We start from the raw sequence: 25,353 nt of genomic DNA, 5'->3' as shown, positions 1-25,353 counted from the left end.
GAAGCGTGATGTCGAACGCACAACAATTCGTCCTATCGGTCAAAGGGCTGACCAAGTCCTACGGCGCTACTTCCGTGCTCAAGGGTGTCGATTTCTCGGTTGCTCGCGGCGAAGTCCACGCGCTCCTCGGAGGAAACGGCGCGGGCAAATCCACTTTGATCCGCGTCATCACGGGTTCGGCCTCCAAAGGTGAGGGCGAAATCATCTTTCGGGATCCTGCCGGTGCCGCTCGCACCGAAGCGGAGGGGCGGCGAAAGGTGGCGGTCGTTCATCAGGAGCTGGCGCTGTTGCCGCATCTGACGGTCGCCGAAAACATCGCCCTGCCGCATTTTCGAAAGGGTTTTGCACCGTTCAGCCGCAAGGGCGCGCTGCGGCACGCCCACGAGGCGCTGTCCATGATCGACCGCGATTTCGCGTCGGCCTCCGTTCATCGGCTTGTTGGCGACCTCAGCCTCCACGAAGGCCAAATGGTTGAGATCGCCCGCGCACTTTCTTCAGGCGCCGATTTGCTTCTGCTTGATGAACCCACGGCAAACCTGACCGCCGCCGAAACGGAGCGCCTGTTCTCGGTCCTGAGGCGGCTCACCCGCAATGCGGGGCTCTCGGTCGTCTTCGTGTCGCACCGAATGAGGGAGATCAGAGAGATTGCAGATGTCTGCACCATCATCCGCGACGGTCGTACGGTCGTGGACCGGGTGCCGACGGCAAGTCTCAGCGACGCGGCGATTGTCGAGAAGATGGGTCAGCTCGCCGCTTTCCATTCCGCCGAGCACGCGCCCCTCGCACGAGCGAGGGTCAGCGGCGAAGGCCTGACGGTATGGGAAGACGGGAACGAGCTGGAATTCGCGCCGGGCACCATAGTGGGGATTGCCGGTGCTCCCGTCGGACCACAAGCGCTGATCGATGCTCTCGTGGGCGCTGCCCGGTCGAAGCGCTGGACCGTCTCTCGTGCCAAATGGCCGACCCGGTTTTCTTCGCCGCGGGAGGCGGCCAGGCTCGGGGCCGGATTCGTCACCGGCGACAGGTCGCAGAAGGGCATACTTCACAGCCTGCCCATTCTCGACAATGTGCTGGCGTCTCGGCGCGTCGTTCGCGGCAGCCTGTTCGCGGGCGCCAGCGAGCGGATCGAATGTCTGGATCTGTTGCAGGCACTGAAGGTTAAAGCCGATTCGATCTGGGACCTGCCGAACACGCTCAGCGGCGGGACGCAGCAGAAGCTCCTCGTGGCGCGCTGGCTGGGCGTTCCCTCGCATCTCCTCGTTCTCGAGGAGCCAACACGCGGCGTCGACATCGGGACAAAAAAAGAAATCTATCAACTCATCCGGCAAATGGCGTCGACCGGCACGATCATCGTCTGGTGGTCCACGGAGAATGTTGAGCTTCTGGAGGTATGCGACAGGGTCATCGCCTTCGATACCGAGGGACGTTGTTCCGGCCTGATAGAGCATGGCGATTTAAGCGAGGACAGGCTCGCTGAACTGACGGGATTGGCGGCATGACACATACGACCACACAAGGCACGCAAGCGGCTGGTCAGACGCCTTCCGCAATCAGGCACCGTGAGAGCATCATCGGGACGTATCGCACCGAAGTTGCAATCGCCGTTGCAATCGCGCTTCTAGCGCTTGCCGTAGGCTCGCAGGTGCCGCAGGCGCTGAGCTGGGGCAACTTCGCCAACGTTACCCAAGCTGGAGCGCCGCTGATCATCATGTCACTCGGCGTGCTTCTCGTCGTCATCACTGGGGGCATCGATCTGTCCGTTGGCTCAGTCTTTTCGCTGACCGGCATGGTAACTGCGCAGGCCATGGCGTACGGCTATGGCGGCGTCGCGGCAAGCATGTTCGGCTTGGGCGTGGGCCTTGTGTTCGGCTCCATCAACGGCTTTCTAGTGACGATCGTAGGGCTCGCGCCCTTTGTGGTGACGCTGATCACATTCGCGGTTGCCGGCTCCCTTGCCTTTATCGTGACCAATGGTCGCTCTATGCCGATCCCAGATCCGGATTTCTGGCTCTTGAACAGTGGCAGCCTCATTCCAGGCCTGCCTAACTACATTCTGTTCTGCCTGGTCCTTCTGATAGCGATCGAAATCTTCCTGAAGAAGATGGTGGCCGGCCGGTGGTTCTACGCCGCAGGCAGCAGCGCCGCGGCAGCCTATCTGCTCGGAATTCCAGTCAAGCGCACCAAGTTCTTCGCCTATGTGGCCTCGTCGCTTCTGGCGTCTTTCTCCGGCCTGCTGACGATCTCCTATATTTTGAATGCCGAATCCACCGCCGGCTCGAGCCTCATGTTGCAAGCCATCGCAGCGGTGGTGATCGGCGGCGCGAGCCTCCTCGGTGGCACGGGGACCGCAGTGGGAGCCGTGCTCGGCGCTCTGATGATCACTGTCATTCAGAACGGCGTCAACCTGATCGGCATCAACAGTTTCTGGCAAGGCTCGGTGACGGGTCTCGCAATCCTGATCGCGGTCGTGATCGACCGCTTCAGCAAATCCCGGCGCGGGGCCGGCTGAGAGTGACATCGGCGTCCGCGCCGGTTCTTTTGGAGGAGAAAAGCATGAAGAACAAACTTACGACAGCGCTTATCTTGACTGCTGCCATTGTGGGAGCAGGAGTTGGCCTTACAGGCGTACAGGCGGAGGAGAAAAAGACGGTCGCCTACCTCGCGCCCTCGCTCGACATTTCTTACTGGCAATGGGTTGGCTACGGGGTAAAGAAAAAGGCCGAGGAACTCGGCATGGACTATGTCGAATACACGTCCGAAAACTCGCCCGCCAAGCAGATGGACAACGCCAGGACGGCGGTAACGAAGGGCGTGGATGCGATCGTGATCGGTCCGGTGAGTTCCACCAGCACGCCGCCACTGCTTGCCTACCTGAAGTCACAGAACATTCCGATCGCTTTCGCCGGCATTGGCCCCCAGCCCGGACAGACGGACTATACGTCGTCGGTTACCGCGAACAACTACGAGACCGGAAAGGCTCAAGGCAGTTTTGTCTGCAAGCTCGCCAAGGATCGCGGCGGAAGCAAGGTTGGCATGTTGTCGCTGCCGCAGGATCGGGAAAACGCCCAAAAGTACCTCAAGGGTGCCAAGGAAGCATTCGCGACCGACGGATGCGAGTTGGCGCAGATGCTCGAAACCCGCGGTCTGACGGTTAACGAGGCCGTCACGCAGGCGAACGACATGTTGACGGCGCATCCCGACATCAAGGCAATCTACGGCATGTATGACGAAGCCGGAACGGGCGCGGCCAAGATACTCGAGACGCGTGGCCTCACCGGCAAGGTGGGCATTGCCGTTGCAGACGGCAGCCCGACCACCATCGGTCTCCTGAAGGCGAACGCCATCCAGGGCATCTTCTTCCAGGAGGCAGTCGGACAGGGGCTCGATGGAACGCAACAGGTGTTCAATGCACTCACCGATGCGCCTGTTACGAAAGACCTGGCCTTGGTCATGCCGCTCGTCACCGCCGACAAGGTAGACTCGCCCGAAGCCAAGGCTGTCGTCGCTCGCGTCTTCCCGCCCAGCAACTGATATCGATAGGGTGTCGGGACTTGTCCGGGCACCCCCTGCCTCCCAATCGGAAACGTCAAACATGGATGACCTTCCTATCGTCGACCCCCATTTCCATCTCTGGGACTTGGACCACAACTACTATCCTTGGCTCTCCGACGGCGTGAAGCCGTCGGCTTTCGGCGACTATACCGTCATCAACAAGACCTACCTTATCGGTGATTTCCTTGCCGACGCGAAGAACCAGAACCTCGTCAAGGCGGTTCACCTCGACGTCGGTTATGATCCGAAGGATCCGGCCGGCGAGACGCGTTGGCTGCAAGGCGTGGCGGACAAGCATGGATTTCCGCATGGGATCGTCGGTTACGCTGACTTGCGGAAGCCGGATGTGGGCGAACTTCTCGACGAGCACATGCAATATGCGAACTTCCGCGGCATCCGCCAATCCATGAACTTCCACAAGGACCCGGCCAAGACCTACCTAACCCAGGCGGGGGTAAGCAGGACACCCGAATGGCGGCGGGGATTTCGTGAAATGGCCAAACGCAGACTGAGCTTCGATCTCCAGCTCTACTACTGGCAGATGGAGGAGTTCCTTGACCTCGCGCGCGATTTTCCGGACGTTCAGATCATTCTCAACCACACCGGCATGCAGGTCGACGGACCCGATCATTTCGAAGGTTGGTGTAAGGGAATGCGGTTGCTGTCGCAGGCGCCGAACGTCGCCTGCAAGATTTCCGGCCTTGGCATGGGTGACTGGACCTGGACGACGGCATCGATCCGGCCCTACGTCGAGGAAGCGATCGCCGCCTTTGGGTTGGAACGCTGCATGTTTGCTTCCAACTTCCCGGTGGACAAGCTGTTTTCCAGCTACGATGCAATCTTCAACGCCTTCAAGGACATCACGAAAGGCTACTCAGGCGATGAACGCGCCGGTCTCTTCCACGATAATGCGGTGCGGTTCTACCGTCTTTGATTCTGACGCAAAGACCCAGCGCTGCCAGGGCCAGGGATCGGGGCGGTCTGAAGCGAGGCACTGCTGCGCAAGCTGCACCCGTCGGCGAAGGTCTGCAATGACTCCAAAATTGAGACGATCATCGCCTTCACCGCAGGTGTCTGCTTCGGGTCGATCGTTCCGTTTCAGATTACGTCTCAGTCGGAACAGCAGTCATACTCAACATGCACTTTTAGAAATTTGCGGCCATGAATTCCCGTACTTCGTTGGCAATCCAATGCCTGAATGCGCGAACCTTCGGGTGATCTTGATCGCCTATCTGGTAAACAAGATCGTATCCCCATTCGACCTCCAGCATGGCTTGCGGGAATATCGACACAAGGCGGCCTGCCACAAGGTCTTCTGCGACCAGAACGCTCCGCCCCAGGGCCACGCCTTCACCCCGGATCGCCGCCTCGATGGACATGCTGCCGTGACTGTATCCGTGGGTCCTTGGATATGGCAAGTCCATCATCGCGAACCACCTTTCCCATGTCGTGGTCATGCCGATCTCGTGGATGAGCTGGCATTTGGCAAGCTCGCTGGGAGATCGAAGCCCACCGATGCGGTCGAGATAGTCCGGCGCACAGACCGGGGACACTGTCTCGTTCATGATGCGCTCGGCGGTCGCGAAGGGATATTGGCCGGCCCCATAACGCAGGGCCACATCGACGTGACCTGCCGCGATATCGATCGAAGCGTCGGTCACTTCGAGATGGACGTCGAAATCCGGATACCGAGCCATCAACCTGTGCAGTCGCGGTGTCAGCCATTTGCTTGCGAAGGAAACGCCCGAGCTGACGACGAGGCGCGTGGTGTCGTTCTTGCGGCGAACGTTTTCCGCCTCGCGTGCGAGTTCGGAGAGCAGACGGGTGACGGCACTGAAGAACGAGATGCCGGCGCAATGCTGTTGCTCGCAATCATGTGGGGCCTTTCAATTCCGATCACGAAGCGGGGCCTTGAATCGATCCCGCCTTTGACGCTCACCGCCATGCGTTTCCTCGTGGCGGTCCCATTGTTTCTGGTCTTGGCGGCAGGTCGGCTTCGTGTGCCGTGGCAAGCTGTCCCCAGCATCATAGCGCTCGGCGTGATGGGCATTACGCTGGGCAATGTCGCCCAGTCGTTCGGTGTACAAGGCACATCCGCGTCGGTCGGAACGATCATGTCCGCGACAATTCCGATCATTATCGTGATCTTCGCGGCGCTGCGTCTCAAGCAACCCGTGGCGGGTCGGCAGTGGATTGGATTGCTCGCAGCCTTCGGCGGCATTGCCCTGGTGGCGGTGGGAAGCGGATCGGAAGTTGACGACCTGTCCAGGACCACGGTCGCTGGCGTGGCTTGGATGCTCGTCTCGGCGGTTGCCATCGCCTTCTACTACATCTGGAGCGCCGAACTCACCGAGAAGTACGGCACCTTGCCCGTGGCGGCATGGAACGCTGTGGCCGGCCTGGTCGCGATCCTGCCTCTGGCCGGTTGGGAGATGACGCACGAACCCATGCAGATCACGATGCAAGCGCTATGGGCGACAGTGTATCTCGGTGTCATGGTGACGGTCGCGGGCCTGCTGTTGTGGTTGTATTTTTTGCGGGCTGTTCCGGCCCGGGTCGCGGCGAGCGTCCAGTATCTTCAGCCGGTCTTCGGGATTGCCGCTGCGTCGTTTCTGTTCGGCGATCGGCTCGGCCTGATGTTCGCGGCGGGCGTGGTCCTGATCTTGGGCGGTCTGGCGTTGGCGGTGGCCAACAGCGGCCAGCCCCCGAGGAAGCTGTAGCGCATGAGGCGCCTCCTCGAGGTCGAGCGGCCTCACATCACCAGCCGTCGCGAAAGCCTAGCAGCCTCTGGTACCGGACTTGCCGCCTGCGGTGGAGGTGGTCCTGAGGGAGGCGGAAAACAGAAAGCTGCTCTTCCTGCTGAATTGCGATGCGGAGCCGGTGGAGGTCACGTCCCTGCCTGCCGGGATCGAACTTTTGTCCGGCGATCCGGTGAACGAAGCGCTGAGGCTTCAGCCATATGGCTGTACTGTCATTCGCCTCAGATGAGGATCGTCACGCCAGAATTTCAAGATCACTTGGCAGCGGCGGCCGCAGCCGCCACCCTTCGCTACCCCGCTACGCGGCCCCCGGTTGGTTGATCGTTAGGAAGTGACGGACGACGGGCTTGCCTGGGCCAACATGGTAGGCGAGAACCTTCCCCTGTAGGTCGGCGTCGGCGTTGGACACCCTTTTGTGCTGGCGAAGATGCTCGGCCCAGGATTCCACCATGAACCATTCGACGATCTTCTGAGGGTCGGCCGAATCCTCGGTGACACCCCATCCGTAGGCACCATCGCGGCGACGTTCCTTGGAAAGGTGATCGATGGCATGTAGGAATGCGCTCCGATGCTGCTTCTCGACCTTGTACTCGATCAGGATCAGAACCGGGCCACGATCATGGGCGACGGGTTCGGCGACAAGAGGCTCGGGCCAGTGGTTCGACGGCACCATGTCGGCATCGCCGGCTGGAAGCTTCACGCGGTGCATGATGAACCCGGCGATGAGCAGGCCGATGGCTCCGATGATCAAGGTGGACTGGATGCCGACAGCCTCGCCGACCGCGCCCCACCCCAGGCTTCCAGCAGTCATCGCACCGTTGAACACGGTCAGGTACACAGCAAGACCACGACCGCGCACCCAGTTGGGCAGGACAGACTGCGCCGTGCCATTGAGCGTTGTCAGAGCGGTGATCCATGCACCACCGAGGAAGAGGAGGACGATAATGGCGACCCACTTCGGTGGAGCGAGAGCAAGGACTCCCATGACGGCTGCAGTGATCAGCGCAGCGCCGAGAAGCAGGCCGTCAGAACTCAGGCGTTCGCGCACCTTCGGCATGACCAAGGCTCCACCGATCGCACCAGCTCCGACCGCACCAAGGAGAATACCGTAGAAGCTGGCATCGCCTCCAAGCAGTTGCCGGGCAACGAGCGGGAGGAGCGCCCAGACGGCGCTGGCGAAGGCGAAGAAGATCGCGGCGCGCAGGAGGACGACGTGCAGTGGCGTGCTTGAGCGGGTGTAGCGAAGTCCGGCCCGAAACGCACCGAAGAAGTTCTCCTGGAGCGCGTCGTTTGCGTTCTTAGCCCGCGGCCACCAGACGAGAGCTGCGATCACCACGATGTAGCTGGCAACGTCCGCGCCATAGGTGATCCCGGCTCCAAGGGCTGCGAGAAGCAGGCCGCCCGCAGCAGGCCCGATGGAGCGAGCGATGTTGATGCCGAGCGAGTTCAGGGCTACCGCGCTCTTCACGTCCTCGCGTTTGACCAGTTCGGGAACAATGGCCTGCCATGTCGGCCCCATCAGAGCAGCGCCAATGCCGCCCAGGAAGGTCAGACCGATCAGCGCGCTGACCGACAGCATGCCCGTCTGGGACAGGACCATAAGCGAGATGCTGACGGATGCCAGCAGGAGCTGGACGGCGATCAGGAACCTGCGGCGATCGAGGATGTCGGTGAGAACACCCGCAGGAATTGCAAGCAGGAAGATCGGCAGGGTTCCGGCCGCCTGGACCATGGCGACCGCAGCCGGCGATGCCGAAAGATCCGTCATCAGCCAGGAGCTTGCGACGTCGCGCATGAAGCTTCCGGTATTGCCAAGGACGGTGGCGATCCAGAGAACCGCAAACACAGGCTGTGCGAGTGGCGCGAAGGTTCCGCCGGATGATTTTGTAGCGCTCATTTGCCTGCTCCCTTGGCGAGATCGGATGCGGCGACCAAGAGGAATGCGCCAGCGAGGCCAACATGTTCAAAGAAGGCGTTGGTCGCCATCATGCGGTCCATGCCGGGAGCCATCTCCCAGAAACGGAGGGCGATGAACGTTGCCATGAGCGTGAAGGCCGCGAGGGCCAATGCTCCAGCCCAACGGAAGAAGCCCGAGACCACCATGGCAGAAGCCGTCAGCTCGAACACGATGACGGCGACCGCGAAGAAGGCGGCTGGGTGGAGATCGAAGTGGTCCATTTCGGCCAGTGCGCCGTTGAAATCGAAGATCTTGGTAAGCGGGCCCTGGATGTAGGCGGTGCAGAGCGCAAGGAGCGACACGGTTCGCGTGACCGGAGAAGCGACGATGCGTGCAAGACTGCTCCGGACCGGATTCGACAAATGGGATTGGTGGGTCATATCTGCTCCTGCATGTTTGCCGATCTGATTGAGCGGCTGCGTTTGATGGAGCGATATTGGCGGGTTACCGTCTTGCCAACAATTGCAGCAGTCGTTTCGATTTAATTGCGGTTTCTGAAATTATCGGGACGGTCGCTCGGGCGGCGGCGTGGCCGCCCCAGCGCAAAGCTGAGTTTAGACCGCCCAGCAGGAGCAGCCGAGTGCGCCGAAGAATCCCTTGAGGTCGGCGATCGGAAGTTTGGATGTCCAAGCCCCGGCATGGTCATGGCCGTGCACGCCGCAATCGCTGGCGCATCCGCATGTGGAGATCGCCGTGCGGCGCAAGGAGCGAGCGCCTGCGCCTTCCGGTTCACCCCAGGCCGCATAACCGCCGAACTTGCGGACAGGAGACCAGTCGGGCATCGCAGGCGGGATGTCGTTCTCGTCGAGCGTCTTGAAGTCGCCCGCGCCGTAGACGATCTTGCCACCGACCATGGTCAGTTCCGACACGAGGAAGGAGATCTCATCCTCTGCGCAGGAGAAGAAGTCCTTGTTGGGAACCACGAGGTCCGCGAACTGGCCCTTCTCGATACGGCCCTTCTTGCCCTCTTCGTTCGAGAACCATGTGACCTTTTCGGTCCACATGCGCAGCGCCGTCTCGCGATCGAGGCAGTTTGCACGCGGGTAGATCTGCATTCCGCCGACTGTCTTGCCGGTCACCATCCAGGAGAGCGAGACCCACGGATTGTAGGAAGCAACGCGCGTCGCATCCGTACCTGCGGAGACATTTACGCCCTTGTCGAGCATGCGCTTGATCGGCGGAGTGGCTTCCGCCACTCCATGGCCGTAACGCTCGACGAAGTATTCGCCCTGATAGGCCATGCGGTGCTGCGTGGCGATGCCGCCACCGAGTGCGGCGATGCGGTCGATCGAGCGATCCGAGATGGTTTCGGCATGGTCAAAGAACCAGTTCAGTCCTTCGAGCGGAATGTCCTTGTTGACCTTCTCGAACACATCGAGGGCGCGGGAGATGGTCTCGTCATAGGTGGCGTGGAGACGCCAGGGCCAGCGGTTCTCGACCAGAACCCGGACGACCTCTTCCAGTTCGCCTTCCATTTCCGGAGCCATTTCCGGACGGGGCTGGCGGAAGTCCTCGAAGTCGGCAGCCGAGAAGACCAGCATCTCGCCGGCACCGTTGTGACGGAAGTAGTCGTTGCCCTGCTTGTATTTGACCGACTGCGTCCAGTTCAGGAAGTCCTGTTTCTCTTCCTTGGGCTTCTGGGTGAAGAGGTTGTAGGCCAGACGCACCGTCATCTGGTTCTCATCGGAGAGCTTCTGGATGACCTCGTAGTCGTCCGGATAGTTCTGGAAGCCCCCGCCCGCATCGATCACGCCTGTCACGCCGAGGCGGTTCAGTTCGCGCATGAAGTGACGGGTCGAGTTGACCTGGTAGTCCAGAGGAAGCTTCGGCCCCTTGGCGAGCGTCGAGTACAGAATGCCCGCATTCGGCTTAGCGAGCAGCATGCCAGTCGGGTTGCCGTTGGCATCGCGCGTGATTTCGCCGCCGGGCGGGTTCGGCGTATCCCGGGTGTAGCCGACTGCGCGGAGAGCGGCACCGTTGAGCAGCGCACGATCATAGAGGTGCAGAAGGAACACGGGCGTGTCGGGCGCGATCGCATTGATCTCCTCGATAGTCGGGAGGCGCTTCTCGGCGAACTGGTGCTCGGTGAAGCCGCCGACGACGCGCACCCATTGCGGCGCGGGCGTGATCGCCACCTGGCGCTTCAGCATGTCCATCGCATCGGCGAGCGACCGAACGCCGTCCCAGCGCAGCTCCATGTTGTAGTTCAGGCCACCGCGAACGACGTGGGTGTGGTTGTCGATCAGACCCGGCAGGACGCGCTTGCCCCTGAGGTCGACAATCTTCGTGTTGGCACCAGCCAGCGCCATAATCTCGCTGTCGGATCCGACTTCGAGAAACAGGCCATCCTTGATGGCGATCGCCGTGGCGTTCGGGTTGGTCCGGTCGAGGGTCGTCACGCGGCCGTTGTGGAGGATCAGGTCGGGATGCATGGTGTCTACTCCGGTCTGGTTGGGATCGGCGGCTTTCGCCGGGGAGAAGAGGTTCGAGAACGCCAGGCTCGACGCGCCCCCAAGAAAGGATCGACGAGTCGTCATCAGCTCCGCTCCTCCGCTGTCGCCTCCGCCTGATGGGCGAGGTCGATCCGATCGCCGCCCTTCGGCAGGTGGCCGAACATGTGCGGCTTGACCTGATGAAGCCATGAAACGGCCGCCGGCTCCCTGCTCCACAAGGTCTTTGCGAAAGGGATGATCTGTTCGCCGACGAGAATGCCGAGCAGACCGACCAAGGCGATGACAGGCGGAGCCGGCGAGCGCACGTTCAGGAGGCTGTAGACGATGCCCACAAGCAGACCTGCACCGAGAGAAAGAAGATAGATTTTCACGGGATGTCCTCCACGCTTAGAGAAAGGCCGCTCCGACGGGGTTATCGGAGCGGCCTGATCAGGCCGTTACTTGGCGGGGTTCGGGCCGATGCGCTTGCCGTGCTTGACGCGTTCCTCTGCGCCGTGAACCATAGTGTAGGCGTAGTCGATGCCCATGCCGTATGCGCCGGAATGCTCCTTCACCAGAGTGGTGACAGCATTGTAGGTTTCCTTGCGAGCCCAGTCGCGCTGCCACTCGAGCAGGACCTGCTGCCAAGTGACCGGGATCACGCCTGCCTGAACCATCCGGTCCATCGCGTATTTGTGTGCGTCGGAGGACGTGCCGCCGGAAGCATCCGCGACCATGTAGATCTCATAATCGGGAACATCATGCAGGGCCGAGAGTGCGAAGGTGGTGTTGCAGACCTCGGTCCAGAGACCGGAGACGACGATCTTCTTACGGCCCTCGGCGGCGTTCTTCGCCAGCGCGTCACGGACGTTCTGGTCGTCCCAGGAGTTCATCGAGGTGCGCTCGAGAATATCGTTCTCCGGGTAGACGGCAAGCAATTCCGGAAAGGTGTTGCCCGAGAAGGATTGCGTCTCGACCGTGGTGATCGTGGTGGGGACATTGAAGATCTTGGCGGCCTTCGCCAGACCGACGACGTTGTTCTTGAGCGTCTGGCGGTCGATCGACTGGACGCCGAACGCCATCTGCGGCTGCTGGTCGATGAAGATGAGCTGGCTGTTCGCGGGGGTCAGGACTTCGAGCTTGGACATGAGATTTTCCTCTTCGGTTGTTTGGACCGCGAATGCGGCGGGTTATAAACTGGGCAGGGCCTGTTGGTCGGACACCATGTCCTGGAACACGGCTCGTAAAGCCCTGAGTGGGTCGAAACCAATGCTTCCATGCAGGTTGCCTCGGCTGCTGAAAGGAAACGTAGTGTGGTTTGGGCTTGTGCGAAATTGCAATATTAATTGAGAATGAATTGCCTTTATCGCAATAATTACTCTGACGTTCGGTTGACCCGCGGACGTCGCACGAGGCTGCGCTACGCGACCATTCGGTCCGAAATTTGCTCAAGAAAATTTCATTCGGACAAGCGGCCCTGAGGTAGTTTTGCAGTGTCACTGTTCACGCTATTCGGCGTGGAGCGATTTGGCTGAATTCGCTTGGGGCGAAACAGCCCGCTGACATCAGGGGAGCAGCGTGTGAGCCGCGAAGTGCTTGGCAGTCTGCCATTGAGCATTGACGCGACTAGATGGTGACTACGCTGTACGCGCAGGGGTTCCATATCGCGGCTACTTTGTCTTCTGCTTACCCTCAACAGCGTTGCCCTCCGCGCCGTCTGTCCGACGATGGATCAAATCAGCCGGGGGAAATATCTTTAAAGGAGAGATGGGAGAAGCCCGTGATTGTGGAGTAACCATCCAGGGATATGGACAAAGCCACTAGGGTGTGCCGGTATCATGGTCGTAGGCAGAAAACACGCCCGCAACCCAGTCTGCAAAGACCTGATACTTAGCGCTAGGAAACCGGCCCGCTGGCCTTACTATGTGAACGGGATAACGTGGTGGCGCCCAATCGGTCATGATTGGGACCAGGGCGCCACGAGCGATATGGGGCCGTGCCAAGAATTCAAATGTCTGCCCAATACCCAGTCCTGCTAATATTCCATGTAAATGCGCCGTCGCATCACTGGTGGAGAGCTTGATGGGGCTGTAGATCTCGATTTTCTCATCGCCTTTAATCAGTCGAACGGGTGCGGCTTTCAGACTACGTGCATAAAAGTACTGCACGAAAATATGATCACGCTGCAGATCCGATGGCGAAGCTGGCACGCCGTGTTTTTCGAGATACCCCGGGGTTGCGCAGGTCACTATCTCAACGCTGCATAACTTCCTCGCAACAAGAGATGCGTCGCTGGGCAGATCGCCGGCACGAATGACGCAGTCTATGCCCTCTTCGACGATGTCGGCCTGACGCTCTGTTACACCAAGATGCAACTCGATCTCTGGATAGAGCGCGTAAAACTCTGGCAACCGAGGGATCAGAATCGCATTCGCGAAGGTCCCTCCTACGTCAACCCGAAGTTTTCCCCTGGTGGCGAGGCGCCCACGGGTCGCCTCATTGTTCATCTCGTCGAAATGGGCGATCAGACGAATGGCGCGCTCGTAATATGCGACTCCCTCAGGTGTCACGGTGACTGAACGTGTCGTGCGTTCGAGCAGTTTGAGGCTCAAGCTTGCCTCGAGATCCTGAACAAGCTTACTCACGGTCGACCGCGGCGCCCCCATCGTGTCTGCAGCCTTTGCAAAGGATCCGGCCTCGACGACGCGAACAAACGCTCTGATCGCTCCCAATTGATCCATTGTCATCTCTCCATCGAATGTGTGCGAATGCCTTGGGGCTCAGTTATCGATCAGTTGCAAAGGGCATCAGGCGTAGTCGGATGTTTGAAGATCTTCCCTGCAAAAATCCAGGGCGCCGCCGGGCAGATGCGGCGTCCAAAATTCGAAATGCCATCAGTTGGTATTCTCAGACAGCCAATGGCTCGAGATTTGCCTGGATCTGATCGCGGAAAGCTTCATATCGGCTCGGGAGCTTGAGAGCCTCCCCGAGATGCGCGGTGTCCTCGTCACGGTTGAAGCCAGGCTCGTTGGTGGCGACCTCGAACAGGATACCGCCCGGGGTGCGAAAGTAGATGGCCCAGAAGTAGTCGCGGTCGATGACGGGTGTGACTTGATAGCCCGTGTCCATCAGGGCCTTGCGCACCTCGAGCTGCTTCTCGCGGTTGTCGACGGCAAACGCGATGTGGTGAACCGATCCCGCCCCCTGTCGCGCGAAAGGTGTCTTCGGCAAAGCTGCCAGATCGATCGTGTCCGCTCCGTTCCCGTTTGGAATGATGAAGCGAGTCACGTCGCCCTCCTTTTCGGCGCGCTGGTAGCCCATGAAGCCGAGCAGCTCTTCCGTGGCAGCCGTATCATGCAGGCTGAAGCGGGCGCCGGCGAAACCGCGGATGGCCGCATCGTCGGGAATTCCGTCCGCCAGCCATGGCGCGCGGTTGTCGTCGGCGGATTCGATCAGCGCAAGACCGTCGCCATCCGGGCCCATGAAGCGAAGACGGTTGGAACCGAAGACAGTATCCGCTTCCAGACCGTCGAGACCTTGAACCGCGAAGCGATCCTGCCAGAACTTCAGCGATCCCCGTGGAACCGAGAACTGCGTCTCACCGACCTCGCCTACGCCCGGACGCCCCAGCATCATGTTCGGGAATGGGAAATAGGTCATCACCGTGCCTGCGGAACCATTCTCGTCACCGTAGTACAGGTGGTAAACGCTCGGATCGTCGAAGTTGACCGTCTGCTTGACGCGGCGCAGGCCCAGCGTGTCGGTGAAGAAGTGATTGTTCTGCCGCGCGTCCGATGCCATCGAAGTCACGTGGTGAAGTCCCTTGATGTCCTTGATCATGTCGGTGCCTTTCAAATCAGCGTCGGTGTTCAGGTGTTGATATGAATGTAAGCCCGTTGATCGTCGTGCGGAATTGCAATATTCCTTTTGATTGAATTGCAATTTATGAAACAATGAGATGAACGACTACAAAGCTCTCCGAACCTTTCTGCTCGCTGCCGAAAAACGAAATTTTGCCCAGGTCGCCCGCGAGCTGGACATGACGCCAGCAGCCGTGACACGGGCGATCGCCGCCCTTGAGGCGGAACTTGGCGTGCAGCTCTTTGTGCGCACGACCAGGCAGGTATCGCTGACAACCGACGGCGCAATCTTTGCTGCGCAGATCCAGCCAGCGGTCAAGACTCTGGAGGACGCGCGGCGCGAAGTAATGAACGCACACAAGGCGGACGAGGGTCGGCTGCGTATCAGTGCGCCGACATGGTTCGGCAAGACGGTACTGCCGCCGATCCTGTCCGGGTTCAAGGAACGCTATCCGAAGATGAGCTTCGAGATCTCGCTGTCCGATGGATTGGTGAACATCGTCGACGACGACTACGATCTGGCGATCCGCATCTCGTCGCAGCCTTCGGACAAGTTCACGATCTGGAGGAAGATCCGGATGGTGCCGCGCATCCTGGTCGCCGCTCCCGGAAGCAGATTCGCCGACATGCAGCACCCCAACGAACTGAAGCCCGATGACTGCCTCGCGTACAGCGGCGAAAGCCGGCGTGAGAACTGGGTGCTGTCGGACGGGGGGTCAAGCATCACGATTTCGGCAGGTCGAGCCTTCAGCGCGAACAGCGGAGAGGTTCTGGCGGACATGGCCGCCGACGGCGCGGGTGTCGCGCTGCTTCCAGGATTCAACATCGCCGATCACATCAGTAGCGGTCGCCTTGTCCACGTCTTCAAGGGATGGGCACCGCCGGACCTGTGGCTGACGCTGTTCTATCCGCCCTACCAAGCCCTCCCGCCAAGGATTGCGTCATTCTCCAAGTTCTTCGAGGAGCAGGTCGCGGCAAAGATGGTCATGCTGGACTGACGCACGCAAATGCCCGTCACCATGATCTGGCACACCCGTTTCAGATTCGATCATGCTGTTGGCGTGCTCGAAGCCTAGCTGCGACTATTTGCTGTAGCTGCCACAGGTTTCGATCATAGATTTTGCGATCCGCCAGATCGGAAACCGTCCGATGCAGGTATTCCGCGCAAGATCCGACAGGTCCACATGCTTGCGCGATCAACCCTGCCGCCTCTTCGAGGGGAATCTTCTCCGTGAGCTTAGATTGCCTGCCGCTCGCCCAGAACGTGAGCGCCCGCCGCACACCCTTCGGTGTCTTGACCGCAACCCAACGCACCATGTCGCACACTTCGGCATACCGAATCTCTCGGGCCAGAAGAGTACGCAGATTCTCCCTCTTGGTAGTGCACGGAAGCTTGAGGACAAGACCCGAACAGCTTCCTCCTGGCCGAAGCGCGAGCATGAGACCGGGCGCGTCGGAGGTGGCCCTGAGCCGCTCGATCCTCAACGAGAACGCACGGTGCCAGCCGTAAGCGACCGCCTCTTCGCTGGCGGCCACCTCGAAGCCCGGGTTCCACATCAAGGATCCGTACGCGAACACCCATATCTTCCCGTCACCAGCCTCTTCCTCAACCCTGCTGACGAGGTCGTCGAGCTGCTCGGGCGAGATCGGATTCCAATTGGGTTCCGGTCCCTCGTCTTCAACAATTCTAATGGTCGTGGCGACTAGGTCGGGGGTAAGTTCCATGGTGGCAGGTGCGGGCGCCCCGGCGATCGGTGTCTTTGGCATCGTGTGAACCGTTTCAACGAGTTTGCCGCCGGGGGCCAATAGCTTCCGGCGGTTGATGGAGTAGCTGCCGCCGAATTAGACAGCGGGATGGTTGATAATTGCCCGGAAGGTGATTTCGACGAGCTGCTCGGGGAAAGCCAGCGCCGAAATGCCGATTAGGTTGCTGGCGCACTGAGGCACATCCGTGCCGTACATTTCTTTGCGGACCTTGGATCCGGCCGCAAACGCGCTAGGAACATCAAGCACATACAGTGTCTCTTCAACGACATCGTCGAGGGTCGCACCATATCTGGCGAGCAGAGTTTTTGCGTTGACGTAGGTCTGGCGGATCTGGCTCTCCATCTGGGAGAAATCCGCAGGCCGCTTATCCTCATCGAGTTCCGCCGGAGCGACAAGATTGCCGTTGTCATCGTGGCTCAACTGGCCCGAGACATAGATCGTGTCCTTGACCTGCACGGCCTGAACGTATCCGAAGGCGCGCTCCCAGGCGACGCCATGGTTCTCTACTTTCTTGGACGGGTTGCTGTTCGTCATGATAGGTTCCTTGCATTGATGATTGGTGCGCCGAGTAGGCACTCGTGGTTCATGGAGGTGACGGATGCGTGGATGGCCGCACCCGTCGCCGGACCGATCAGGCCTTCACGAAGGCCAGGAGATCGGCATTCAGGACATCGGCGTTGACGGTCAGCATGCCGTGCGAGAAGCCGGGATAGGTCTTGAGTGTGCCATTCTTCAGGAGCTTGGAAGACTTCAGTGCGGAGTCTGCGATCGGCACGATCTGGTCGTCTTCGCCGTGTAGCACCAGTGTCGGCACGGTGATGGCCTTCAGGTCTTCCGTCTGGTCGGTTTCGGAGAAGGCCTTGATGCCGTCGTAATGGGCCTTCGCGCCGCCCATCATGCCCTGTCGCCACCAATTCTGGATCACGCCTTCCTGGACTGTGGCACCATCACGGTTGAAGCCGTAGAACGGGCCGGCCGGAACATCGCGGAAGAACTGCGCGCGGCTGGCGGCGAGTGCGGAGCGGAAACCGTCGAAGACTTCCATCGGCAGGCCTTGCGGGTTGCTGTCGGTCTTCAGCATCAGAGGCGGGACGGCGGAGACGAGAACAGCCTTGGCAACGCGGCCGGATGGCTGGCCGTGTTTGGCGACGTAACGAGCAACTTCACCGCCGCCGGTAGAGTGGCCGATATGGACGGCGTTCCTCAGGTCAAGCGCTTCGACGACGGCGAAAGCGTCTGCAGCGTAATGGTCCATGTCGTGACCGTCGGTGACCTGGGCAGAGCGGCCATGACCACGGCGATCATGGGCGACGACGCGATAACCCTTGGACAGGAAGAACAGCATCTGGGCATCCCAGTCATCCGACGACAGCGGCCAACCGTGGTGGAAGACGATCGGCTGAGCGTCCTTCGGACCCCAGTCCTTGTAGAATATTTCGACGTCATCCTTGGTGGTTACATAGGCCATTGTCTTGATTCCTTCGGTTGAGCTCGATGCTTGATGCAGCCTCGGCTGCTAGATCGAGAGATGGTGAAATCGCCATGGCTGCGACGGCGGCACTTGCGGAAGGAAGTGCGCTCCTGCGTGTCATGGAAGAAAAGGTCTGGTCATTTTCGTCTGCCTGCGGCTTCTTCGTTGGGGCTTCAGGCGACACTGAGTTCGTCTGACGGGCTAATAGTGCCGCAAGCGCAGGGCGCTCACAATTGCGCCAATAGTTTCGATTTTATTGCGGAATTCGAAATGGTGGCGGCGGGGTCAGATAGCTCATGTCGTCACCCTACGGCCCTACCAGCCCAGTTTGCTAGTACTGAAGCTGAGGCAACCGCTCTCCCCTTCACCTCAGCTTCAGTGGAAGCTCCGCCTTTGGACCTTGAGGTTGTCGATATGGAGATCCCAAGATGTCGCGCACCTAACTTCGACGGCCTTTTCCCGGCTAGCCCGACCACCGGAGAGCCTGTTCTGATCTTGGCAAGCCAGCGCATCCAGAACCTCCTGTCCTGACAGCTCGAGCCGAGAAGCAAGTTTGTCGGCAAGAACCGTGCAAGCTTCTCGATGCCTCGCACGGTCGAACTGCTTCTGCAGAATGCCGTCGACCCGCGGGAGAAGCATCGGATCGAAGTGGCCGTTGCCCCCGGGCGATTGAGATCACCCTACGCAGCGAGCTTCGTTCCCATGCCGAACGGCTCCAGGGCCATAGCGGTCTTCGTTGCTTCGAAGGGGCCGGATCCCGCGTTGCCTGCGGCGCCGTCGTCATGTCCACCGAGGAACACTTGCTCCGCAGCCATGCCGGCCAACGACATGGCAATCAGATCGAGATAGTGCTGCTTCGTTCTTCGGATCCATGGATCGCGCCTGAAACGCGCGTGACCCACGTACTGTAGGTTCTCGTCGATCCGGATGCGGCCAACAATAGCAACCTTCACTAGCTCCATCCCGAGCACTGCGCCGACGACCGCATGGCCGATCTCATGAACAGCGTTCGCCCGCAGGATCCTTGGTGGGATGTCTGCCATGAGGGGCAAATGCAGGATCAAGTCCGCCCTTGTGATCGCGCCGCGCCGCCTTCGCGCTGTCCTGCGGGCGTTTCGGATAATCTTCTCGATCTCGGCACGACAGTCCTTCTGTGACTTGTGCAAATGTCTGCGGTCGTCCACTTGGCATAGGAGGTGGCGATCAGCTCACCTGGCATGAGGCGCGCGCTCCGTCAAAAAGCGATCTAGTACCGATGGACCAGAGATAGCATTCTCGACAGGCCGGCTGACTACCTCACCCGCGGAAAGAGCTGTCGATACTGCGGTGGGTACAATTGTCGAGGTCGGGGCGACCGTAGTCGCCGACTGGTCGGGCTGCGGACTTATGCTAGCTGAATGACCTGCTTCAGGCGGGTGCGTGGGATCTTGTGGAGGTGTTTTGACGAGATGGCGGTCGTCGGACGGGATCTCAATAGCGCGAGTAGATTCCAAAAATTCACTGCTGGCCTCCATAACGTCGCGACTATCGGTCAGCGCCATGAAAGCCACCAGATTCCAGGTCAATACCGGCTGATAACATTCTCGCTCCAGCTAGCCATGGGCAGCTTTCACGACCTTGTGCGACGAGCGAGACTTCTGGTAGGCGGCCGGCCACGCGCAATGTTGATCAGGATCATCTGCAGGCGATCAGGATTCGTCGCCAAATCTGGCAGAAATCTGCGGTGTACGCTTGTGCCCAGCAGGAGCATTTCGGTGTACGCGGATGCCGAGAACGGTGTACGCGAGAACAACGCACCATTCCGAAAAGCTCAATGAATTCTAAGGAGAGCGGTGTGCGCTGATGCCAAGCGCTACAACCCGCTCGACAGTGGCGGTTCCGACGCCCGCGTGACGGGCGATGTCCCCATAGTTCGTCTTGCTCAATTTCCAGGCCCTCTGGTGGCTGACGCTACCATGTCGATTTTCGGGCGTGAGACGTGTTCGTTGCTGATGTATGTAGGCCCGCAAGCCTCACAGAGGAGTTGAGCGAAGTCAAAAGCGGCGGGTGATGAGGCAAAAGGTAGACCGGTAGCCGAAAATCCAGTCAAGCTACACGTCTGCTTCACACCGTGAACCGGGAATTCCGGGCATTAGCGGCGAATGCCTGGTTAGGGTCGAGAGTTCACCTTCACCAGCGTCGTGGGTGGGTGGGAAACCGAAGTTCGACGCTCCCTCGGCTGACGTCTGGTTCGCCGCGGTTCCAGTCGTCCCAATACCCTGTCGAAATTCAGAACCATCGCGCCAGTCGGGAGTTAAATCAAAGTCGTTTTCAGCGGAGCATCAGGTGCTCAATTTGCCACCTCCGCAGCTCTCAACGACTGCTTGAGCGTCCTGAAGATCGAGCGTTCCATGGCCGTTCGAGAAACAGCCGAGAAGGGGCTCGAGCAGCTTGCAAGCCTGGGCTCCATGACCCTGTGCTCGCCAAAGCCGCGCCAGGCTCACCGCCGAGCGCAGTTCCCACATCTTGGCCTCCTGCACGCGAGCGACATTCAGCGCACGGCGGAAGCACGCCTCGATTTCGGCGGGATCGCATTCTGAACTCGAGTATATGAGTTCGCCCTTGAGCCGATGCAGCTCCGCCTCGCACCAGCGGTTGCCGGTGCGCGCGACGATGGTGAGCGCCTCGTCGATCAAGGTGCTGCCCTCGGCAAAACGATCGTCCTTTCCATGCGCCTCCGCGAGCAGGCCCATCGCCCAAGGCGCCGTCATTCCCGACCCGATCGCCTGCATCCCAGCCAGCCCCTCTCTCAACCGCTCGATGCCTTCCTCGACGTGGCCCTCTTCTGCCAGCACCCACCCCTGCAGGAAGACCCCTTGGGTGCGCCAAAATGGAAATTCGTGCTCGGCGGCGAACTTCAATGCCAGCTCCGCCGCCTCTTGCGCCTTGGCGATGTCGCGTCGATGCACGTGCAAAATCGCCGCCCATGTCAGTACATAGGCACGGCTGAACAGATGTCCGAGTCTCGCGGTCATGGCGAGCGCCTCGTCCATCAGCTCCAGCGCCCGGTCATCGTGGCCGAGATACCACAGCGCCATGCCGCCACGGCACAGGCAGATCGGTCCTCCATCCTGTCCATAGAGCGCGAGATGGGCCCGGTGCTGGGCGATGTCGTACTGGCTGATCCCGTGCTCGAAGTGCTTCCATGCCGAGGCGAATTCGCCGCGCCAGGAGCAGGTAATGCCCAAAGCATAGGACGCTTCCACTACGAGCACAGGATCCGAGATCTGCTGCGCCAACCTCAGAAGCCGTTCGCCAAAGTCCCGCGCCGCGGAAAGCTCGGACCGCACCGCATGATGAATGGTGAGACCGAGGAGCACCGGGAACAGCCTGGGCGTTTCCTTAATGCGCTCCGCCAGGTTGAGAGCACGGTTGTAGACACGCTCGACCTCCGGGTGGCCATAGCCCTTCGCGGCGGTAAGCACTCGTCCCATGGTGATCAACAATGTTAGCTCAAGCTCGAGGCGCTCCGGGTTCTCGGGCATCCGGGCGAGCAGGTCGAGTGCCGTGGCCAGGTGGCCGACGGCCTCGGCATTCGCCGCCCGCTCGTTGGCGTGCTCGGCAGCCCGGTGCCAGAACACGATCGCTTGCGGCAACTCTCCTGCCTCCGTCAGATGATGGGCCAGGAGCTCCGGCTGAGCGGACACGACATGCGGGGCGAGTTCTTCGAAAACCTGGCCGATGCGGCGATGCAGTTCCCGGCGGCGGCTCTTGAGCAGCGACTGATATGCGGTATCTCGGACGAGCGCGTGCTTGAAGCTGTAGACCGCATCGGGCGGACTTCCGCGCCGGAAAACCAGCTCGGTAGCAACCAGTTGATCAAGTCCCCTCTGCAGCTCAGGCTTGTCGAGCACTGCTAGCGCCGCAATCATCTCATAGGAGAACTCGCGCCCGATGCAGGCGCCGATTTGGGCCACCGCCTTGGCCCGGCCGAGACGGTCAAGGCGGGCCATCAGCGAGTCGTGTAGCGTCACCGGGATCGCCCGCGGCGGCAAATGTGCACCCGGTCCAAACTGATCGCCGCACTGATCGCCGCCCACTGCCAGGAGACCGGATTCGAGCATGGTCTTGGTCAACTCCTCAAGGTACAGCGGGATGCCATCGGTGTTGGCCAGGATGTAGTCGAGCACGACGGCAGGCAGGCGCTTTCCGCCGGCCAGCCGTTCGACCAGCGATTGAGCCTGCATTCGGTCGAGACGGTTCAGGATCACCTTTGTCACGTGCGGGAAACTACGCCAAGGCGGGACGAACTCGGGCCTGTGGGTGATGACCAGCAGCACCGGGAGCCGCCGGATCGTGCCCACGAACAAACCGAACAGCTCGAGGCTGCTCGCGTCAAGCCAGTGAGCGTCCTCCAGCACCATGAGCACCGGCTGCTGCGCAGCCAGTCCGGCAAGCTGCGCGATGAGCACTTCGAAGGTTCGTTTCTTACGCTGTTGGGGCGCAAGATCCAGGGTTGGACAGCGGTCGGTCCCCGGAAGGCCGAGAAGCTCTGCCAACAACGGCAGCATTTCGCTCACCTCGCCCATCTGCTTTTCGAGCAGTTCCTGGAGTTTGGCGAGCTTCTCGGCCGATGAGTCCTCGCGTTCAAATCCCGCCTCCTGTTCGAGTTGGGCAATCACCGGACGAAGCGCGCTGTTGACGTAGTAGGGCGAGGCGAAGTAGCGGCGCAATCTGTGTGGTTGTCGAAAGAGACGCTCGCGAAGGGCGAGGGCGAGGCGTGACTTGCCGATCCCAGCCTCACCTTCGAGCAGGACCACCTGGCCTTCGGCGGTCTTGGCCAAATTCCAGCGATCGACCAACAGCGCGAGTTCCTGGTCGCGCCCGACCAACGGCAGCACGGTCGCGTGACCGACCTCGAAGCGGTCGTCGCTGCGCACTTCGCAGAGCACCCGAAACGCTTCAGCCGCCCCAGAAAACCCCCTGATCGGCCGCAGCCCGATGCTTTCGAGCTTGAACTGCCCACGCAGCAATGCGCGGGTCGCTTCGGCAATGACTACTGTGCCGGGCCCGGCTAGCGCCTGTAGCCGGGCGGCCAGGTTCGGAGTTTCCCCTACAACGCTGCATTCCTCGGCCTCGCCGGTACCGATGATGTCGCCCACCACCACCAGGCCGGTGGCGATTCCGATCCGAACAGCCAGATGTTCGCCTGCCGCATCCAGCCGGTCGACCGCCTCGACGACCGCGAGACCGGCCCTCACCGCCCGCTCGGCATCCTCCTCGTGAGCCTGCGGATAGCCGAAGTACACAAGGACGCCGTCGCCCATGTACTTGGCGACAAAGCCGTCGTACCGGCCGACGATCTCGGTGGCGCAGGCACGGTACGCTACGATCGACTGCCGTAGGTCTTCTGGATCTAGGCGGGCGGAGAGTGCTGTCGATCCAACGAGATCGCAGAACATCACCGTGAGCTGTCGCCGTTCCGCTTCGGTGTGGATCAGTGACACGGGGGGCTTGGTCCCCCCGCGGACGGGCGGCGGCTGAGGCAGGGTCGCGGCCGCCCTGAGAAAACGCTTGCGGTCACCAAGGGACAGCCCGAGCTCCTTGAGGTCGGCGTCGGTGAGATCGTCGACGACATCGAGATCGATGCCGTTCTTCAAGAAGGTTTGGCGATACCGCTCAAGCCTGATGCTGGCGAGCCAGTCTCCGATGTCGGGCATGACTAGCATCCTCTGACATGGTCGAATTTGGCTTGTTCTGATGCGCTTTCCCACGAGCCTCGAATATAAAAAGCTTACACCTGTGACCCTGATCAGTCCTCGTCAATTCAGTCTCACGAGCAATAAGCGGTCGACCACCACCGCCTTTCCTGAAAGCTCGTCCGGGTTCGCGATTTGCCCGCGTGAAGCGAAATTACCGAAGCGGGAGGAAAGCATCGGAAATCGCGTTCATACCTGCCGCCTGATCCGTGCCGATTAGCTACTTTATTATAAGAATGCGGCCGTTTCAGTTACATTGGGAACTTATATTACGAGAATCTAGCTGCAGCATCGGTTCTGCCGTGCTCGACCGGCTGATGTAGTGGGCGAGAAGGAGCGTGACGTCTCGAGGTCGTTGGCAGCGCGATCGCCTCGTGCGACGACTGCGACAGCTCGCCCTGTTGCTCCCGAGGAAATCTTCGGAACATCCGGCGAGCTGGCGCAGTCGAAGTCGTCGTTCCGATCAAGGTTCGGCCTGGAAGCGCGAAGTTGCATTCGTGACCAATTCCGACATCTTGGCATCCTGAGCCAACAGGTGGAGGCATCCGCCTCTTCGCTGTCATTGGCGATGTGTCTGGCATCGAGTTCCTCAACAAGGATGCCTTGAAGTGGCGGCTGCGCCCGGCACGAAGCGCATCCAAGCTCCGGTAACGAAGTCTGCTTCGCGCCCCAGCAACGGACATTCCATGTGTGATCGGCGACCGACTGCTTCGCGTTGTCGCCATCGATCTGAACGCCAAAAAAGCGTCAAACCGGTCACGGACTTTCCAGAAATGTCCAAATCAAGCCGGCCACTTTTTCAGGGTCTTCCCAATGGAAGTTATGGCCGCGGCCGGGAAGAGAAATGAGCTGCGCGCCGACGATCGCATCTTTCATTTGGGCCTGATGCTCCTCAGTTGCGATGATGTCCTCCTCGCCCCGCAGGATGAGCGTCGCCGCGGAAATATCCTGCAAAAGCGGCGACGGATCATAGGCAAGCTGCTCGTAATAAATAGAACGCCAGATTCGTGACGGCAGGGCGGCGCTTTCGCGTCGCGCATGGGCAAGGAAATTCTCGTCGACCGGACCTACGCCAGAACACCATTCCCGGATGAATGCGCTTTCTGGATCGATCGGATCGCCGAGCATTTGGATGTTGTCCCACAACCACCCTCGACGCTCGCGTAGTGCGGCCGAGGTCGACATAAGAACGATTTTCCGGACGAGGTGGGGCCACCGTTCAGCGATCGCTTGTGCAAGCCGACCACCGAGCGAATGGCCGACCACGTGCGTCGGCGAAACGTCCAAAATCTCTATTAGACACCGAACATCATTCGCCAACTCGGGAATCGTGTAGCAGCCCTCAGGTTGGTCCGAATTCCCGTGGCCCCGCAGATCTGGCGCTACAATGCGAAAGCCCGACGCGAGATAAGGCGCGGTGAGGCTCCAGCTTCGGGAGCTGTCCGTAAACCCGTGGAGCAGGATGATGGGCACACCGCTAGGGTCGCCCATCTCGATGTACGCGAGCCGGAGACCGTTCGGCAACACGACGGTTCGCTGCAACCCTGAAAAATGATCTTGGGAAATCGTTTCAACCACACAGTTCACCTTCAATGTTGAATTCATATTGAATCCCGTGACTGTGGCGATTATAGCGCCCGCTTCCGGGGGCAACCGGTACATTCCGTTTGCCCTCATCGGCGACCGCTTAGGGTCGATTATTCGGGTTCAGATCCGTCGCCGAAGGGTGAAAGCGGACTACCGCTCGCCGCCCCAGATTACCCGACCGCCATAGCGATCAGCCAATCGCTGCGCCCGACGGCAGCTTGTCGGCGGGG

General features: G+C 60.3%; 21 protein-coding genes. 7 read left to right on the top strand and 14 right to left on the bottom strand.

What is annotated here, in order from left to right; all coding sequences use genetic code 11:
• Positions 1–8: 8 nt before the first annotated feature.
• The 4 genes from CO656_RS23820 (at position 9) to CO656_RS23805 (ending at position 4,486) form a co-directional block, all read left to right on the top strand.
• Positions 9–1,499 carry a sugar ABC transporter ATP-binding protein gene (locus CO656_RS23820; RefSeq protein WP_097527355.1) on the top strand — a complete coding sequence of 497 codons (1,491 nt, stop codon included), beginning with the start codon at positions 9–11 and terminating at the stop codon, positions 1,497–1,499.
• Entirely contained in the window at positions 1,496–2,509 is a 1,014-nt protein-coding gene (locus CO656_RS23815; RefSeq protein ID WP_097527354.1) for an ABC transporter permease, read from the top strand. Before CO656_RS23820 ends, CO656_RS23815 begins: the two co-directional genes overlap by 4 nt.
• Before the next feature lie 44 nt (positions 2,510–2,553).
• Positions 2,554–3,531 carry a substrate-binding domain-containing protein gene (locus CO656_RS23810; protein ID WP_064253085.1) on the top strand — a complete coding sequence of 326 codons (978 nt, stop codon included), beginning with the start codon at positions 2,554–2,556 and terminating at the stop codon, positions 3,529–3,531.
• Positions 3,532–3,592: 61 nt separating this feature from the next.
• Positions 3,593–4,486, top strand: a complete 894-nt coding sequence (locus CO656_RS23805) for an amidohydrolase (RefSeq protein ID WP_097527353.1) — start codon at positions 3,593–3,595, stop codon at positions 4,484–4,486.
• A 211-nt stretch (positions 4,487–4,697) separates the two neighbouring features.
• Here CO656_RS23805 and CO656_RS23800 read toward each other — a convergent pair whose 3' ends face one another.
• On the bottom strand, positions 4,698–5,261 hold the full coding sequence (locus CO656_RS23800) for a LysR substrate-binding domain-containing protein (protein ID WP_234819581.1): 564 nt from the start codon (positions 5,259–5,261) through the stop codon (positions 4,698–4,700).
• On the opposite strand from CO656_RS23800, the gene CO656_RS23795 reads away from it, so the two are divergent.
• Together CO656_RS23795 and CO656_RS23790 are read left to right on the top strand one after the other, a co-directional pair.
• Positions 5,145–6,272, top strand: coding sequence for a DMT family transporter (locus CO656_RS23795; RefSeq protein WP_234819572.1), 1,128 nt, complete (start codon positions 5,145–5,147; stop codon positions 6,270–6,272). The two genes, CO656_RS23800 and CO656_RS23795, sit on opposite strands and share 117 nt — an antisense overlap.
• Positions 6,273–6,363: 91 nt before the next feature.
• Positions 6,364–6,540 (top strand): Beta-galactosidase C-terminal domain, encoded by a 177-nt coding sequence (locus CO656_RS23790; protein WP_337441764.1) that lies wholly within the window; start codon positions 6,364–6,366, stop codon positions 6,538–6,540.
• Between the two features lie 69 nt (positions 6,541–6,609).
• Here CO656_RS23790 and CO656_RS23785 read toward each other — a convergent pair whose 3' ends face one another.
• From CO656_RS23785 to CO656_RS23755, 7 genes are all read right to left on the bottom strand, one after another.
• Positions 6,610–8,208 carry an MFS transporter gene (locus tag CO656_RS23785; protein WP_097527351.1) on the bottom strand — a complete coding sequence of 533 codons (1,599 nt, stop codon included), beginning with the start codon at positions 8,206–8,208 and terminating at the stop codon, positions 6,610–6,612.
• Positions 8,205–8,648, bottom strand: a complete 444-nt coding sequence (locus CO656_RS23780) for a DoxX family protein (RefSeq protein ID WP_097527350.1) — start codon at positions 8,646–8,648, stop codon at positions 8,205–8,207. Before CO656_RS23780 ends, CO656_RS23785 begins: the two co-directional genes overlap by 4 nt.
• Positions 8,649–8,822: 174 nt before the next feature.
• Positions 8,823–10,805, bottom strand: a complete 1,983-nt coding sequence (locus CO656_RS23775) for an amidohydrolase (protein ID WP_097527349.1) — start codon at positions 10,803–10,805, stop codon at positions 8,823–8,825.
• Positions 10,805–11,092: a XapX domain-containing protein gene (locus CO656_RS23770; RefSeq protein WP_097527348.1), complete on the bottom strand. Its 288-nt coding sequence runs from the start codon at positions 11,090–11,092 to the stop codon at positions 10,805–10,807. The genes CO656_RS23775 and CO656_RS23770 overlap by 1 nt, the downstream gene beginning before the upstream one ends.
• Before the next feature lie 66 nt (positions 11,093–11,158).
• Positions 11,159–11,848 carry a hydrolase gene (locus CO656_RS23765; protein ID WP_097527347.1) on the bottom strand — a complete coding sequence of 230 codons (690 nt, stop codon included), beginning with the start codon at positions 11,846–11,848 and terminating at the stop codon, positions 11,159–11,161.
• Between the two features lie 672 nt (positions 11,849–12,520).
• On the bottom strand, positions 12,521–13,441 hold the full coding sequence (locus CO656_RS23760; protein WP_097527346.1) for a LysR family transcriptional regulator: 921 nt from the start codon (positions 13,439–13,441) through the stop codon (positions 12,521–12,523).
• A gap of 166 nt (positions 13,442–13,607) precedes the next feature.
• Positions 13,608–14,540 (bottom strand): VOC family protein, encoded by a 933-nt coding sequence (locus CO656_RS23755; protein ID WP_097527345.1) that lies wholly within the window; start codon positions 14,538–14,540, stop codon positions 13,608–13,610.
• Between the two features lie 118 nt (positions 14,541–14,658).
• Between CO656_RS23755 and CO656_RS23750 the strand changes: the two genes are divergently transcribed.
• Positions 14,659–15,558 (top strand): LysR family transcriptional regulator, encoded by a 900-nt coding sequence (locus CO656_RS23750; protein WP_097527344.1) that lies wholly within the window; start codon positions 14,659–14,661, stop codon positions 15,556–15,558.
• 40 nt (positions 15,559–15,598) lie between these two features.
• Here CO656_RS23750 and CO656_RS23745 read toward each other — a convergent pair whose 3' ends face one another.
• From CO656_RS23745 to CO656_RS23715, 6 genes are all read right to left on the bottom strand, one after another.
• A complete protein-coding gene (locus tag CO656_RS23745) occupies positions 15,599–16,327 on the bottom strand; it encodes a gamma-glutamylcyclotransferase (RefSeq protein WP_097527343.1) in 729 nt (242 codons plus the stop codon).
• 75 nt (positions 16,328–16,402) lie between these two features.
• Positions 16,403–16,861, bottom strand: a complete 459-nt coding sequence (locus tag CO656_RS23740; RefSeq protein WP_097527342.1) for a Rid family hydrolase — start codon at positions 16,859–16,861, stop codon at positions 16,403–16,405.
• 97 nt (positions 16,862–16,958) lie between these two features.
• Complete coding sequence (locus CO656_RS23735) at positions 16,959–17,795, bottom strand: alpha/beta hydrolase (RefSeq protein WP_097527341.1); 837 nt, start codon at positions 17,793–17,795, stop codon at positions 16,959–16,961.
• Between the two features lie 683 nt (positions 17,796–18,478).
• Positions 18,479–18,862 carry a hypothetical protein gene (locus CO656_RS23725; protein ID WP_144353231.1) on the bottom strand — a complete coding sequence of 128 codons (384 nt, stop codon included), beginning with the start codon at positions 18,860–18,862 and terminating at the stop codon, positions 18,479–18,481.
• A 1,257-nt stretch (positions 18,863–20,119) separates the two neighbouring features.
• Positions 20,120–23,497 carry an adenylate/guanylate cyclase domain-containing protein gene (locus tag CO656_RS23720; RefSeq protein ID WP_097527338.1) on the bottom strand — a complete coding sequence of 1,126 codons (3,378 nt, stop codon included), beginning with the start codon at positions 23,495–23,497 and terminating at the stop codon, positions 20,120–20,122.
• Positions 23,498–24,292: 795 nt separating this feature from the next.
• Positions 24,293–25,114 carry an alpha/beta hydrolase gene (locus tag CO656_RS23715; RefSeq protein ID WP_097527391.1) on the bottom strand — a complete coding sequence of 274 codons (822 nt, stop codon included), beginning with the start codon at positions 25,112–25,114 and terminating at the stop codon, positions 24,293–24,295.
• Positions 25,115–25,353 lie beyond the last annotated feature (239 nt).

This window comes from Sinorhizobium sp. FG01 (assembly GCF_002531875.1).
Taxonomy (GTDB): domain Bacteria; phylum Pseudomonadota; class Alphaproteobacteria; order Rhizobiales; family Rhizobiaceae; genus Sinorhizobium; species Sinorhizobium fredii_C.
Note: the sequence above shows the minus strand (reverse complement) of the source record. Positions and strands in the feature narration are given on the sequence as shown.